The organism is Mesorhizobium sp. RIZ17, assembly GCF_051127865.1.
GTDB lineage: Bacteria > Pseudomonadota > Alphaproteobacteria > Rhizobiales > Rhizobiaceae > Mesorhizobium > Mesorhizobium humile.
Genome location: NZ_CP147861.1, coordinates 3,484,780 through 3,499,612, shown reverse-complemented (window position 1 = coordinate 3,499,612; position 14,833 = coordinate 3,484,780). Strand labels below are relative to the sequence as shown.

Below are 14,833 nucleotides of genomic sequence, written 5' to 3'. Positions count from 1 at the left end.
CTTAAGCGGCAAGCCCGATCAGGCGGCGGATGCGGCCGATATCGGTGCCGATGAAGGACTGCATGCCGATCGCCACCTGTTCCGGCGCCATGGTGTCGACGAAGCGGCGGAACTCGTCATTCGACAGCGGCTTGCCGTTCCAGTGGACGCGGCAGAACTCCTCCGAACCATGGAAATGGCCGGCGCCTTCAAGCACGTCGTCGACATAGCGGCCATAGATCATGCATTCGGAGAACTGGCGCGCCGAGCCGACGACGCCGACCCAGTCGCGGCCATGCACCGTCTCGATGCGTTCACACATCGCGTTGACCGTCTCGCGGCGCCAGGCGATCAGCGTCGAGATGTAGTCGTGGCCCGATCGATCGGCGGGATCGATGCCAAGTGCCGTGCCGGCGTTGCGTGACCAGATGCGGTGCTCGTCATGACCTTCATTGGCAAGCACGCCGTCGCGCCGGAACAGCCGCGCCTGGCCGTCGCGCCAGAAGGCGCCGGTGTCGAACGGTTTCAGGAAGGCGACGTCGGAATCGCAGAAGACGAACACGTCTTCCTTCGCCTGCCCGGCAATGGCGATGCGGCGCAGCTGCTGCACATGCCATCCGCGCAGCGGCTGCGTTTTCAGGCTCAGCCAGACGCGGCGGCGGAAACCGCTCAGCGGATCGTCAATGACGCGCAGCCAGCGCGGCAACAGGTCCCGCTCGTCGATGACGCTGCGGCGGCTGCCTTCCAGTTGGCGAAACAACGCGACGTCGCGATGCTCGGTGAGGATGTAATGATGCGCCATGCCGGTGACGTGGTGGTCGATGGTTTCGCACAGAAGCCGGCAGCGTTCGAAATCGGGCGCGTAGCTCGCCGTGACGATCGCGGCCGAAGGCACGCGCGGCAACGGTTCGACCGCGGCGGAGGTATCCGGCACGAAGCGGCTGTTCACCGGCGCGCCTCCGCCGGCGGCGGCCCGAGCGACAGCTTCTGCCTGACGACGCGCCACAGGAACAGCGGATTGCCGACAATGTAGCGGCGCCACAGGCGGCCGGGCTCGATCCACAGGCGGAACAGCCATTCGAGCCGCAGCCGGCGCAGCCACAGCGGCGCGCGCGGCACCGAGCCGCTCATGAAATCGAGCAGCGCGCCGACGGCGACCGGCAGCGTGCAATGGCGGCTGTCGATGTGGCGCTCGATCCACAGTTCCTGGCGCGGAACACCCATCGCCACGAGCAGCACATCCGGCCGCAGCCTGGCGATGCGCTCGAGGATAGCCGGCTCCTCGGCGGCGGAGAAGAAGCCGTCATGGATGACGACGAATTTGTGCTGCACGGCGAGCGTCGAAAGCTTCGCGGACGCGGCTTCGGCATTGGCGCGCGTCGTGCCGAGCAGCGCCACCGTCAGCGGGTGCGACGACGCTTGCAGGAAGGCCGGAATGAAATCGGTGCCGTTGAGGTTGCTGGGGAAAGGCGCGCCGTAAAGCAGCTTTGCCGCCATGTCGACGCCGACGCCGTCGGGGAGGATGAGGAAGTTTTCCAACGCCTCGGCAAAGACCGGGTCGGTGCAGGCGAGGTTGGCATTGTGGGCGTTGAGGAAGCTCACCTTGGTGAAGCGACGCTCGTCGATCAGCCTGGTGAGCAAGGCGATGGCCTCGTCCCAGCGTATGGCAAGAACCGGAATGCCCAAAATGGTCTTGAGCGCGTCGAAGCCGAAGGCCGCGCGCGCAGTGTGCATGTTCATGCGGCGACCTCCTGCCTGACAGCGCCGAGCCTCTCCAGGCCAAGCCCGATCGCGGCGTCGAGCGCCTTGAGCTGGCGGCGATGGAAGGCGCTGCCATCCATGTCGTGGACGTTTGCCGCTGCCGCCTGGAGGGCGGCCGCGAAAGCGATCGGATCGTCGGTCACCACGCAATTGTCGGGACGATAGCCGATGCCGCGCAGCGAGCGGCTGGTGGCGACGGACGGCAGGCCGAGCTCGAAGGTCTCGATGGTCTTCAGCTGCACGCCGCTGCCGGCGGTGCTGATCAAGGGAATGACGGAGGCCCCGCGCACGAAGGCCTGCGCGTCAGGAACCCTGCCGGCGAAGGAAACGCCGGGATGCGGCGAGGCGATGCCCGAAGGCATGTTGCCCGCGATCCTGATGCGGAAATCCGGCTTCAGATGCGGCACGACCTTGCTCAGGAACCAGTCGAGCCCGATGCGGTTCGGCTGCCAGGTCCAGGTGCCGATCAGCGCGGCGTCGCAATCGATATGGCGCTTCGCCTTGCCTGCAGGCGCCTGCGTACGGGTCACCAGTGGCAGCACCGCCGAGCGTCTGTCGGAGGCGACGCCAAGTGCCGCGCGGTCTTCCTCGGCCAGCGTGAAGACAAAGCGCGCGGCGCCGCAGAGGCGCTCTTCCATAATCTTGAGGAGTCTCGCCTCGCGGCGGAACATCCAGCGCTGAAGCGCGCTGCCGGCCGCGGCGGCATTCTCCTCGGCTGAGCGATGCTCGACATTGTGGGCGACGAAGACGAATGGACGGTCGGCGAGCACCTTTTCGAAAGCGCCGGCGAATTGCACCGAATTCAGGACATAGCCATCGAAGGGACCGGCGCGCTCGATGGCAGCGCGCAGCTCGGCGTCGGGAACGACGCGCAGCTTGACGGACGAGAAGGTAAGGCCGGAGACAACCGCCTTACCCAGCCAGGCAAGCTTTTGCAGCGGCGAAGCGCTTTCGGTGCGGACCTCGACGGCGTCGAGCACGATGGTGTTTTGCGGATCGGACGGGGCCTTGCCCGGCCAGATGAAGCCGATCACCGTCACGCGCGCGCCGGCCCGCCGCAGCGCGTCGATGATCGCGGTGTTGGCAATCTCGTAGCCCGAGGCGAGAGCGCCATCGGGCACGATCGATGTGGCGAACAGCAGATGCATTTCACCTATCCTTGGCTGCAGCCGGTAGCAAAACGCGGTGAAGCCTTGATTAAATGGCACCTGTCAAAGGCCGAAGATCCGAGTTTTCCGACAGGCGGACGAGAAGTTGATTAACGGGGCGTTATCACCGCGATGCTATTCGAGGTTTCAAACCAACGCTGCTGGAAACGGATGATCCCTTTGCCGTCCGACGCTTCTGTATCGATCGCGGGGCGGTCGCCGCGGCTTGCCGCCGAGACCGTCGATGCGGTCGTGACGCTGCCGACCTTCAAGCGGCCGAAGCAGGTGCTGGAAACCCTGGCTTCGCTCAAGGCGCAGCGGACCGACCGGCGCTTTGCCGTCATCGTCATGGAAAACGAGGCCGAGGCGCGCGAGGGCGCGGACGCGGTGCTGCCGCTGTTCGAAAGCGGCGAGATGCCCGGCATTGCGATCATCGCGCATGAGCGCGGCAACTGCAGCGCCTACAATGCCGGTTGGCAGACGGCGATCCTGCAGTTTCCCAACTTCAAGCACCTTTTGGTCATCGACGATGACGAGATCGCCGAGCAGGACTGGCTGGAGCGCATGTGCAAGGCCGCCGAGACCCTTGGCGCCGACATTGTCGGCGGCCCGCAAGTGCCGGTCTTTGCCGATCCGAGCCACGCCAGATGGGCAGAACACCCGGTCTTTGCGCCGCCCTATCGTGAAACGGGCCGCGTGCCGGCGCTTTATTCGTCCGGCAACCTTTTGGTCGGACGCAACGTGCTCAAGGCCATGGGACCGCCCTTCCTCGATCTCAGGTTCAATTTCATGGGTGGCGGTGATTCCGACTTCCTCAGCCGTTCCGCGCAGAAAGGCTTCGTGCTCGGCTGGTGCGCCGAGGCAAAGGTCAACGAGACGGTGCCGGCCCGGCGCGTCGAGGCCGACTGGATCCGCGCCCGATCCTTGCGCAACGGCGTGATCTCGACGCTTGTCGAAAAGAAGAGGCGGGCCGGCACGCCGTTTGCCGGCCTGAAAGTTCTCCTGAAGAGCCTGGCGCTGCTTGCGGCCTCGCCGTTGCGCGGCGTCGTCCGGCTGGCGCGCACCGGCTCGCTGACGACAGGTCTCTACCCGGTCTATGTCGCGCTCGGGCGCGTGCTCGCCGAATTCGGATATGCCAATGAGCAGTACCGACAGCCTGAGAAGAATTGAGCGCGCGCCGCTCAGCGCCGCCTTCACCAGGCAAGGTGTGGCGACGGCTATCGCCGCGCTCTTGTTCACCGTCATCATCGTCTCGTTCCGGCCCTTCCAGCCGGCTGGCGCGGAACTGACCGGCGACGGCGGCGACATCGTCAACCAGCTCGGCTTCGGCTCGCTCGGCGCCGTCTCGATCTTCGCGCTGCTCGCCTTCGCCGATCCGCGCGTGCTGCGCTCGCTGGTCAGCCCCTCCTGGGCGCTGATGCTGGGCTTCTTCTTCCTGTCGGTGGTGCTCGCCACCGATCCGCCCGCGGCGATGCGCGCCGCCTCCTTCACCATGATCGGCATCATCACCATGGCGACGATCCTGGTGCTGCCGCGCGACGCCGAGTCCTTCGCCAGGGTGGTCATCTTCACCGCCGTCGTGGTGATCGGCCTTTCCTATATCGGCCTCATCGTCTTCCCGCATGAGGCGTTGCACACGGCCGACTCGCAGGAGCCGGAGCATGCCGGCCTGTGGCGCGGCGTCTTCACGCACAAGAACATCGCCGGTCCGGTGATGGCCTGCTTCAGCTTCGCCGGGCTCTATCTGTTCCGGCGCGGCCAGCGCTGGTGGGGCGCAGCCATCTTCTGCGCGGCGATGATCTTCATGCTGCACACCGGCTCCAAGACGACCGCCGGGCTCGTCCCGTTCTCGATCATGATTGTCGTTCTGCCCAGCCTCATCGGCATGCGGCTCGGCACGCCGATCCTGTTCGCGCTGGCGATCGTCGCCACGGCCGTCGGCACGCTCGGCATCGTCTTCATCGCGCCGGTGAAGCATCTGGCGGCGATCTATTTCCCGAACCTGACTTATACGGGACGTACGACGCTTTGGGAGTTCGCGGGCGAGATGCTGGCGAAGAGGCCATGGACCGGCTACGGCTACGAAAGCTTCTGGGGGACGCCGCTGCTGCTCAACCAGGACCAGCCCTTCGACCGGCCCTGGGATATCCGCACCATCGTGCATGGCCATGACGGCTATCTCGACATCGCCGTGCTGATGGGCATCCCGGCGCTCTGCGTCGCCGTCTACACCTTCCTGATCGCCCCGTTGCGCGACTACATGCGCATCCCGGCGCGCAAGGAAAACATTTTCCTCGGCGACTTCTTCATGATGGTGGTGTTGTTCACGGCGCTGAACGGTTTCCTGGAAAGCTTCTTCTTCCACCGCGGCGATCCCGTCTGGCTGTTCTTCGTGCTCGGCGTGCTGGGCTTGAGACAGGTCTCGCTGCGGCCGATCCCGGTTCGCCTTTCAAACCAGGTGGTTTGACGACTGCCCTTTTCCGTTGCGGCGCAACCGTCTAAGGAGAGCTTCTTACGGAGGTTTCCATGACGATCAGGCTCGTTCTCGCCGGTTGCGGCAATATGGGTTACGCCATGCTTTCGGGTTGGCTGAAATCCGCGAAGCTCGAGCCGCAGGCGGTGTTCGTGGTCGAGCCCAACGCGGAACTGCGCCGGCGCGCCGAACATCTCGGCTGCCGCGCCGCCGCCGAGGCCACGGCCATACCGGCCGACGCCGTGCCCGATCTCGTCGTCATCGCGGTGAAGCCGCAGGTGATCCGCGAAGTGACGGCGCACTACAAGCGCTTCGGCGACGGCAGGACCAGCTTTCTGTCCATCGCCGCCGGCACGCCGGTCGCCACTTTCGAGGACGTCCTGGGCGAGCTCGCGCCGGTCATCCGCTGCATGCCGAACACGCCGGCGGCGATCGGCAAGGGCATGATGGTGGTGTTCTCCAATCCGTTGGTCTCCGACGACGTCCGCCGTTTCGTCGTCGAACTGCTTTCGGCAAGCGGCGTGGTGACGACGATCGACGACGAGGGCCTCATGGACGCCGTGACGGCCGTCTCCGGCTCGGGCCCGGCCTATATCTTCCACTTCATCGAGGCGCTGACGATCGCAGCCGAGAAGGCCGGCCTCCCCGCCGAAACCGCTAAGCTGCTTGCCATGCAGACCGTGTTCGGCGCCGCCTCGCTCGCCGCGGAGGCAGACGAGGAGCCGGGCGTGCTGCGCCAGCAGGTGACCAGCCCCAACGGCACAACCGCCGCCGCGCTTGCCGTGCTGATGGGCGGCGACCGCCTGACGAAGCTGGTTACGGAAGCAGTTGAAGCTGCGCGCCTCAGATCTATAGAGCTGGGGAAGTGACCTTCGCCCCGTAGAGCATGTCGTCCTGCAGCCGGCGCAAGGCGTAGAGTTTCGTCGTCCGGTCCGGCGCGGCATTGTCCTGCGTCAACAGCTCGCCCTTCCTGACCGGCTTCAGCACCTTGCCGCCTTCCAGCAATCCGACCGGTAGGGCGCGGCTCGTCCGTGCGTCGGCAATCGTCATGGTCCAGGAACGGTAACAGGTCTCGCCGATGGCATCGAAAGTCTCCCCGGCGGCAAGGTCGCGCTTGGCGACCGCGCAGACTTCCGCCACCGGCCGCGGCAGGGGGACCATGTCTGGCTTGCCGTGGAGCATGATGCGGGCGGCGGTGAGCGGCACCTCCAGCGAGGTCAGGTGATAGGGCCGGAACAGGCCGTAGTAGGGGCCCTTGCCGACATGCAGATCATCCATGCGCTCGACGACACGCGGGTGCATCGCCTCGACGATGACGAAGACGCCGGGCGCCACGCCCTTGCCGATCGTGTAGTCGACGACGCCTTTCCTCGACAGGAGGCCGCCATCCTCTTTGGGGATCAGCACCTTAGCCAGCTGATCGCGATCGGCCTTGGGCCCGTGCATGCCTGGAACATCCGGGACCAGGCCGGTGGCGTTGGCGATGGCACACATCTCGACCATGGTTTTCGAGCCGTCGACGAACTCTACCAGCATGCGCGGGTTCATGTTGCGGCGCGCCGCCTCTTCCCGATAATCGTCCGGAACGGCGTCATGGTTGAGTGGATTGTTCTTGCCCTTGCCCGCCGCGACGATACTCAGCCCGAGCGCCGAGGCGAACTCGATCAGTTCCATGCAGCTTGAGGGTTCGTCGCCCGCGCCGACCGAATAGACGACGCCCAGCCGGTCGGCCTGCTGCTTCAGGTAGCAACCGATGGTCACGTCGGCCTCGACATTCATCATCACCAGATGCTTGCCATGTTCCATGGCCATCAGGTCGAAATCGGCGGCGACGCCAGGTTTGCCCGTGGCATCGATGACGACGTCGATCAGCGGGTTGGTGACCAGCATTTCGTTCGAGGTGATGGCGATCCTGCCGCCCTCGATCGCCCGGGTGACCCCGGAGGCGGTTTCGGCCTCGACGGCCATCGCCTCGTCGCCATAGGCGATGCGGATCGCCTCGCGGGCGGTGTGCGGGCGCCGCGTGGAAATGGCCGCAATCGAAATGCCCGGCATCAGCATGCCCTGCGTCACCAGATCGGTACCCATCTCGCCGGAGCCGATGACGCCGATGCGGACCGGCCTGCCCTCGGCGGCGCGTCGGGCAAGGTCTCGGGCTAGCCCGGTCAGGGCGACATTGGTCATGCAAGAAGGTCCATGGCTTTTGCCTCCGGCCCGCAATACAGGGAACGATCCCGGTTTGCCAACCAAACCAGACGGACATGGCGATTTCTTGCGCATGCTTTGTAAAGCCGCAGCAGATTTTCCCCAGAAACCCGCAAAATTCCGACTTGGGCGGCAAACAGCCAAGTTTCTGAAGAACTAATGCTGTGGAGCCTGCGCGCGACGACCGCACGATTCGCCATTTGTTCCAGACCATTAACCATTGCAACCCGTCTTAAAGGCGACTGCGGCTCGGTCCGGACCGAAAAGCCCCGGCCCGCCGCACCGGCTTCTGTGCCATTTTTGCTACAGGTTTTGGCCCTAATGCCCGGAAACGTACTTTTGGAAGGTGTCTAATCCATTATATGCCCACAACCTCGAAAAATCTGATAGATACTGGCCGAAAGCTCTGGTGGCAGGCTTGGGCAAATAAGCGCCAATAAAAAAACAATGGCGCGGGGATAGTCACGGGGTAGAAATGATCAGGACGGGTAAAATTACCGTCGGCTGGCGGGTTGCGCTCGCCATTACGGTATCGATGCTGGCTTGTGGTAGCGCCAGCGCACTCACACTCAAAGAAGCCGTTGCCGTCGCAGTGGAATCCAATCCGGAGATTGGACAGGCGATCGAGAACCGCGAAGCGATCGAATTCGAGCTGCGCCAGGCGAAAGGCCTTTATCTTCCCAGCGTCGATCTGGAAGCATCGACCGGCGTTCGCCGCCTGGATAATGATACAAGGCGCGCGCTCGACGAGGATCACAAAGCCCTCTATCCGAACGAGGCCGATCTCACTGTCTCGCAGACGCTTTATGACAGCGGCGCAAGGCGGGCGGAACTCAACCGCCAGGCCTCGCGCGTCGATGGCGCTTCCTTCCGGGTTCTGGAACGGTCCGAGTTCATCGGGCTCGCGGTCGTCCAGGACTATTTGGAATACATGCTGCAGGCTTCGATCGTGGCCGAGGCCAAGAAGAACCTTGGCTTCCATCAGTCCATCCTCAGCGACATCAAGCAAGGCATCGCGGGCGGCGCGCTCAACGACGCCGACCGGCAGCAGGCCGAAGAACGCCTTTACGCCGCCAAGGCGCGGATGCAGGAAGCGACCGAGGAACTCGAGGCAGCCAAGATCCGCTTCTTCAAGAATGTCGGCAAGCCGCTGACCAACGCGTCGCGGCCGGCCGATGTCGCAGCCGCCCTGCCGCGGTCGCTGGACGATGCGATCGGGCTCGCCAGGCAGAACAATCCGCGCGTCCATATGGCCAACAGCGATATCGACGCGGCCGCTTCGCTGGTCGATGCGGCGCGGGCGAAATACGGCCCGACGGTCACCGCCGAGGGCGTCGCCCGGGGTGGATATAACATCGATGGCGCCGATGGCGACACCAGCGACCTGCAGGCCCGGGTGGTGCTGCGCTGGAACCTCTATCGCGGCGGTATCGACAAGGCCAACGAGCAGGAACAGATCCGCCGCACCAGCGAGCAGCGGCTTGCGCTGCACCAGGTGCTGCGCGAGATCGAGGAAGCCGTCCGCACTTCATGGGACCGCCGCTTCCGCCAGGCCGAGCTCGCAAAGACGCTGCGGCAGCAGGCAGCCACCAATGAAAAGCTGGTCGCCTCCTATCGCGAGCAGTTCAAGGTCGGGCAACGCTCGCTGCTCGACGTGCTCGACGCCCAGAACACGCGCTTCAACACCGCGACACTGGCCGACACGTCGTCCTATGCATCGCTGTTTGCCGAATACCGGCTGCTGGCCGCGACCGGGGAATTGCTGAAGACGCTCAACATCCAGCCGGCCAAGCAGTCCGCGGCCTACGCCCGTGAGGAATTCGGTGTGCCGGCCACGGCCGATACCGAGACCTATGCGCGGACGCCGTCGGAACAGAAGAACGATCTGCCGTTCGACATCCTCGCGCCGGTCAGGAAAAAGTAGCCGATGTAGCATCGATCTTCGGTCCCTCGGGGCGGATCGTGAACCAGCAACCCAACATCCTATCGCCCAAGGAGGCCTTCAAAGCCTGCTTCTGCGCTGTCGCGGCCTATCTCGGCAGGCCGAGCGCGGAAACCGTGCTGTTCGCCGGCGTGCCGATTTCGGAGACCCGCATCGAGCCGGACGAAATCCGCCATCTGGCCGAGCGGATCGGCCTGGAGGTCCAGGATTTCAGCCATCGCGATTTCCTGCGCGGCCGCTTCGATCTTCCGGCCATCGTCTTCCGCGTCAGCCAGTTGCCGGTCGCTCTCCTAGCGCAGATGGAGGGCGGGCAATATCTGACGGCGCCGCAGGAAGACGGCCGCACCACGATCGCCAGGTCGGAACTCGCCGAAAGCTATATCAGCGGCGGCACATCCTTCTCGATCACCTATGCCAACCAGGCCGAAGAGATGACGGTCGGCACAGCGGCGCGGATCGAACGGCGCCACTGGCTGACCGGCACCATGGGGGCGTTCTGGCGCACCTACTCCAAGGTGGTGCTGTCGGCGGTGTTCATCAATCTTCTGGCGATCGCCTCGCCGATCTTCACCATGAACGTCTACGACCGGATCCTGCCCAACAAGGCGATCTCGACGCTTTGGGTGCTGGCGCTCGGCATCGGCGCGGCGATCCTGTTCGACCTGCTTCTGAAGACGGCCAGGGCCTCGCTGATCGACTATGCCGGCCGCAAGGCGGATCTGCGGATTTCCTATCTGCTGTTCGAGAAAGTGCTGAACTCCTCGCTTTCGGCACGGCCCGGATCGACGGGCGAATATGCAAACCGCGTCACGCAATACGAGTTCGTGCGCGAGTTCTTCACCTCGAACACGATCAGCGTCTTCATCGATACGATCTTCGTCTTCGTCTTCCTGGCTGTCATCTACGCCATCGGCGGCTGGCTGGTGATCATACCGGCGCTGGCCTTCGTCATCTCCGTCATTGTCGGGCTGATCACGCAGCGGCGGATCGGCAAGCGGGTTGCCGCCTCGATGAACGAGGCGTCGCAGCGCCAGGCCCTGCTGGTCGAATCCATTTCGACGCTGGAGACGATCAAGTCGCTGCGCGCCGAAGCCTATCTCCTGCGCAAATGGGGCGAGCACTCGAAGAACGCGGCCAACACGTCGGAAAAGATCAAGGAGCTCTCGGCGGCGGCGGGCAACATCACCGGCGCCATCCAGCAATTCGTGACGGTCGCCCTGGTGGTGGCCGGCGCCTATGCGTTCTCGGAAGGCCAGGTCTCGACAGGCGCCATCATCGGCACCGTCATGCTTGCCGGCCGGGCCGTGGCGCCGCTCGGCCAGATCGCCATCACGCTTGCACGGTTCCGCCAGGCCATGCTGTCGCTCAGGATCATCAACACGATCATGTCGCAGCCGGAGGACCGCCCTGACACTGTCGGTTTCGTCAACCGGCCGATCCGCAGCGGCGCGCTGGTGTTCAGGAATGTCGGCTTCGCCTATCCGGGCACGGAAAACGAGGTTCTGAGCGGGCTCAACATCGCGGTCAGGCCCGGCGAGCGGGTCGGCATCATCGGCCGCATCGGCTCCGGCAAGACCACGATGGGCCGGCTGATCGGCCGGCTGTTCCTGCCGACGTCGGGGGAGCTGCTGCTCGACGGCATCGACATCCGGCAATACCATCCCTCGGAGGTCCGCGCCGCGGTCGGCATCGTCGCGCAGGCCGGCGACCTGTTTTCGGGAACCATCAAGGAGAACCTCCTGATGGCGGCGCCGGAAGCGACCGACGAGGAGATCATCGATGCGGCGAAGGCCGCCGGCGTCGACGACTTCGTCTCGCGGCATCCGCGCGGCTACGACATGAATGTCGGCGAGCGGGGCACCAATCTTTCGGGCGGACAAAGGCAAGCCGTGGCGATCGCACGGCTGCTTTTGACCAAGCCGAAGATCGTCTTCCTGGACGAGCCGTCGGGTTCGATGGATCTCGCTTCCGAACGGCAGTTGATCAAGCAGCTCAAGGTGGCGTTCGACCGCAGCACGACGCTGATCGTATCGACCCATCGCTACAGCATGCTGGAACTTGCCGACCGCCTCATCGTCATCGACCAGGGCCGCGTCGTCGCCGACGGGCCGAAGGAACAAGTCATCCAGGCATTGCAGAAGGCAAATGCCTGACCGGAACGTATAGACATGCTTGCAAGGGAAGATCGGCCACCTCTATTCGCCTCGGCCTCCGTCTACATCGTCGGGGCGCTGTTCGTGTGCTTCACGGCCTGGGCGTCCTTCGCCGAGGTCGACGAGATCGCGCGCGGCGACGGCAAGGTGATACCCGCATCGAAGACGCAGGTCATCCAGGCCAGCGAAGCCGGCGTGGTGCAGGAGATCGCCGTCCAGATCGGCCAGACCGTCAAGAAGAACGACCTCATCATCCGTCTCGACAACTCGGGCAACACGTCGAGCCTCGGCGAAGAGAAGGCCAAGGCGCGGGCGTTGCAGGCGCGTATCGCCAGGCTGCAGTTCGAGCAGAGCGGCAATGTGGAAGGGGCGTTCCCCTGCCCTGCGGACATCCAGAAGGTCGCGCCGGAAATCTGCGACAACGAGCAAAAGCTGCTCGTCGCGCGCCGCGACAATTTCGAGGTCAAGCTGTCGGTTCTCAAATCGCGCCTCGACCAGCGCGAGAAGGAGCTGGACGAGGCCACCGCCAATGCCGACCGCCTGTCCAAGAGCCTTGCCGTCATCGACCAGGAAGCGGCGCTGGTCGAACCCATGGTCAAGAAAGGCCTGATGGCCAAGACCGAACAGCTCCGCGTCGAGCGGGAACAGACCGACCTTCATGGGCAGTTGGCCCTGGCCGGCGAAACCATCAAGAAGACCAAGTCGGCTATCACCGAGGCGCAGCTTCAGGTGAACGAATTGGGCCTGCAATTGCAGCAGGAAGCGTTGAGCGACCTGACGCAGGCGCTGGCCGATCTTTCCGTGGTCGACGAAACCATCCGCGGCGCCACGGACAAGGTCGCGCGCACCGACATCCGCTCGCCGGTCGACGGCATCGTCAACACGCTCGACGTCAATACGCTCGGCTCTTTCGTCCAGCCGGGCGCGGTCGTGGCCGGCATCGTGCCGACTTCCGAGACGCTTTTGGTCGAAGCCCGGGTTTCGCCGCGCGACGTCGCCTTCATCCAGCCGAACCAGGAGGCGCTGATCAAGGTCACGGCCTATGATTTCTCGATCTTCGGCGGCATCGAGGGCAAGGTCTCCAACATCACCGCCGACAGTCTTGTCGACCAGAAGACGGGCGAGCCCTACTACCAGGTGCGGGTCGCCACCGAGAAGTCGACGCTGACAAGGAACGGCAAGACCTATTCGATCATTCCCGGCATGATCTGCTCGGTCGACATCAAGACCGGACACAAGACGATCCTCAATTATCTTTTGAAGCCCATCAACAAGGCGCGTCAGGAGGCGATGAGTGAACGATAGCGCCGTCCACCACCCGGAGACCTCGCGCGAGCGGCTGCTGCCGGCGCTCGCGGCCGAGGATTTCGGCCCGGAATTCCGCGTCGTGGCGCGCGGCGGCGTGCGTCGCGGCATCCGGCTGGAGCGCGCCTTCTGGGCATCGCTGAAGCACCTGGCCGAAAGCCGCAAATGCACGATCGGCATGCTGGTCGAGGAGATCGCCGAACACCATCCCGACCAGGGCAACCTCACCTCGGCGATCCGCGTCGCCTGCATGCGCGGCCTCGCCGAGGAAAGCATGGAACTGCGCAAGCTCGCTTCGATCCGCACGATCAACGCGATCCTGGTCGCCTGCCCCTCGCCCGCCTTCGCGCTGTCTTCGTCGAAGAAGATCCTGGCCTTCAACACGCCGTTCCAGCAACTGGTCAGGCGTCAGTTGCCGAGCGCGCCCGGCGAGGATGGGCGCCAGGACCTGAAGCTGGCGCTCGACCTCAACGTTCCCGACATCTTCGCCCGCCTCGACGCCAACGGCGAAACGCCGGTCACCAGCGGCTTCGTCATCGGCGCCGGCGATCGCCGCTATCGCGGCCAGCTCAGCGCGGTGCGCGCGCCCGTCACCGAGCCGGAACTGCTGATGGCTTTCGTCTTCAACGGTTAGAGTCGGCCGAGGCTACTGCCTGAGATTTGAAGCCACCGATGGTTCCGGCGAACCTTCGCCAGGCGCCACCGTCGCAAAGCCGCCGGCGATGTCGGCGATCTGCGCGCCCGATTTCGACCCGTGGATCCAAGCTCGATCGGTACTGAAGGAATAGAGCGGAACATAATCGGGCAGCTCGCTGTCGCGCAGGACGGCGTTGCCGAGGCTGTCGAGGATGAAGGCGCCGCTTCCCGTGCTGACCGACAGGACGGCGTGGAAGAACTTGCGGCGGCGGTCCTGGAGCACCACGAGCGACATGCTCCGTGCCGGGATGCCGGCCCTGAGCAGGGCCGCCATCTTGAGTATGGCGAAATCCTCGCAATCGCCGGCGCGATGTTCGAGGATTTCCGAAGGCTTCGCCCAATAGTCGAGCTTGCCGTAGACGACGCTGTCCTTGCGATAGGCGATCAGGCGGTTGATGCTTGAGTTGACGAAGGACAGCTTCTCGCGAAAGCCCTTGTCGGCGGCAATCTTGATGATCTCGGCGAAGGCCGGGCTCTCGCGGTCGCAGGCGCTGCCCGCGGTGCAGTCCACGACGGCCTTGTAGACGGGAGCCCAGCGCGCCGCGACCGGGAAGTTGCGCATCGACAAGGCGACCGAGCCGAAGACGCCGGGAATGATCGCGGCGGTCTGGATCGGGTCGATGCCGGGATCGGCCTTGGCGCTCGAAAGCGCTTCGGCCGCGTCAGCAGCTGCCGGCGCGTAGCCTGCCGAAACATTCGCGATCCGATATGCTGCGGCCGGCTGCCAAGGCATCGGCCGGGCCAGCGAAACGCCGCCGAGGCTCGCCGGCGCAAGTACCGTTTGCAGGACCGTATCCGAGCCCGAACTCGCGCTGGCCCACGATGGATTCGCCAGCGCGGCAAGGCCGACCGCCAGCAAGAAAACCTTGATCCCCGTTATCTCCAGGGCAGCTTTTTGTATTTTCATAACGCCCACCTTTGACTGTGGACGCTACCAATCTTGTCTCAAATTATCGGAAAGGAAGGTGGGTAAGTTTCCGCGAATCACGCTATTCTGTTTTGCATCAAATTTTATTCAAATTTATACTTTCATTTACCAAGCCAATGCCGCGCGGCGCAGCCGACCCGGCATTCCTTAAGATCATACATATCCAGATATATCATCACGATTTACCAAGTGTAAAAAATGCGATTCTCTACATATCCGAATATATGAAATAGATTGAAGGTC

General features: G+C 64.2%; 12 protein-coding genes. 7 read left to right on the top strand and 5 right to left on the bottom strand.

Translation table 11 applies throughout. The features are described 5' to 3' along the window. Position 1 precedes the first annotated feature (1 nt). Genes WDX12_RS16730 through WDX12_RS16720 form a run of 3 tightly spaced genes read right to left on the bottom strand, consistent with a single transcriptional unit; the run spans position 2 to position 2,888 of the window. Positions 2-928, bottom strand: coding sequence for a DUF6492 family protein (locus WDX12_RS16730; RefSeq protein ID WP_434721259.1), 927 nt, complete (start codon positions 926-928; stop codon positions 2-4). After that, entirely contained in the window at positions 925-1,719 is a 795-nt protein-coding gene (locus WDX12_RS16725) for a WecB/TagA/CpsF family glycosyltransferase (RefSeq protein WP_434721258.1), read from the bottom strand. The genes WDX12_RS16730 and WDX12_RS16725 overlap by 4 nt, the downstream gene beginning before the upstream one ends. After that, positions 1,716-2,888, bottom strand: a complete 1,173-nt coding sequence (locus tag WDX12_RS16720; RefSeq protein ID WP_434721257.1) for a glycosyltransferase — start codon at positions 2,886-2,888, stop codon at positions 1,716-1,718. Before WDX12_RS16720 ends, WDX12_RS16725 begins: the two co-directional genes overlap by 4 nt. Before the next feature lie 171 nt (positions 2,889-3,059). Here WDX12_RS16720 and WDX12_RS16715 point away from each other — a divergent pair, with 171 nt between their 5' ends. The 3 genes from WDX12_RS16715 to proC are packed head-to-tail and all read left to right on the top strand — an operon-like array spanning position 3,060 to position 6,230. Continuing rightward, positions 3,060-4,058, top strand: coding sequence for a glycosyltransferase family 2 protein (locus tag WDX12_RS16715; protein ID WP_434721256.1), 999 nt, complete (start codon positions 3,060-3,062; stop codon positions 4,056-4,058). Then, positions 4,027-5,355, top strand: a complete 1,329-nt coding sequence (locus tag WDX12_RS16710; RefSeq protein ID WP_434721255.1) for an O-antigen ligase family protein — start codon at positions 4,027-4,029, stop codon at positions 5,353-5,355. Before WDX12_RS16715 ends, WDX12_RS16710 begins: the two co-directional genes overlap by 32 nt. Before the next feature lie 59 nt (positions 5,356-5,414). Further along, positions 5,415-6,230 (top strand): pyrroline-5-carboxylate reductase, encoded by an 816-nt coding sequence (gene proC, locus WDX12_RS16705; RefSeq protein ID WP_434721254.1) that lies wholly within the window; start codon positions 5,415-5,417, stop codon positions 6,228-6,230. On the opposite strand, the gene WDX12_RS16700 is transcribed toward proC, so the two are convergent. Beyond that, the gene (locus WDX12_RS16700) at positions 6,211-7,545 is read right to left on the bottom strand and encodes an NAD(P)H-dependent oxidoreductase (protein WP_434721253.1); all 1,335 of its coding nucleotides are present in this window, start codon (positions 7,543-7,545) and stop codon (positions 6,211-6,213) included. The genes proC and WDX12_RS16700 overlap by 20 nt on opposite strands. A 496-nt stretch (positions 7,546-8,041) precedes the next feature. Here WDX12_RS16700 and WDX12_RS16695 point away from each other — a divergent pair, with 496 nt between their 5' ends. The 4 genes from WDX12_RS16695 to WDX12_RS16680 are packed head-to-tail and all read left to right on the top strand — an operon-like array spanning position 8,042 to position 13,600. Continuing rightward, positions 8,042-9,490: a TolC family protein gene (locus WDX12_RS16695; protein WP_320298455.1), complete on the top strand. Its 1,449-nt coding sequence runs from the start codon at positions 8,042-8,044 to the stop codon at positions 9,488-9,490. A gap of 38 nt (positions 9,491-9,528) precedes the next feature. After that, positions 9,529-11,661, top strand: a complete 2,133-nt coding sequence (locus WDX12_RS16690; protein WP_434721252.1) for a type I secretion system permease/ATPase — start codon at positions 9,529-9,531, stop codon at positions 11,659-11,661. A gap of 15 nt (positions 11,662-11,676) precedes the next feature. Then, on the top strand, positions 11,677-12,966 hold the full coding sequence (locus WDX12_RS16685; protein ID WP_320298453.1) for an HlyD family type I secretion periplasmic adaptor subunit: 1,290 nt from the start codon (positions 11,677-11,679) through the stop codon (positions 12,964-12,966). Continuing rightward, on the top strand, positions 12,956-13,600 hold the full coding sequence (locus tag WDX12_RS16680) for a ribbon-helix-helix domain-containing protein (protein WP_434721251.1): 645 nt from the start codon (positions 12,956-12,958) through the stop codon (positions 13,598-13,600). The genes WDX12_RS16685 and WDX12_RS16680 overlap by 11 nt, the downstream gene beginning before the upstream one ends. Positions 13,601-13,612: 12 nt before the next feature. Here WDX12_RS16680 and WDX12_RS16675 read toward each other — a convergent pair whose 3' ends face one another. Then, the gene (locus WDX12_RS16675) at positions 13,613-14,569 is read right to left on the bottom strand and encodes a transglutaminase-like cysteine peptidase (RefSeq protein ID WP_434721250.1); all 957 of its coding nucleotides are present in this window, start codon (positions 14,567-14,569) and stop codon (positions 13,613-13,615) included. Positions 14,570-14,833: the final 264 nt, after the last annotated feature.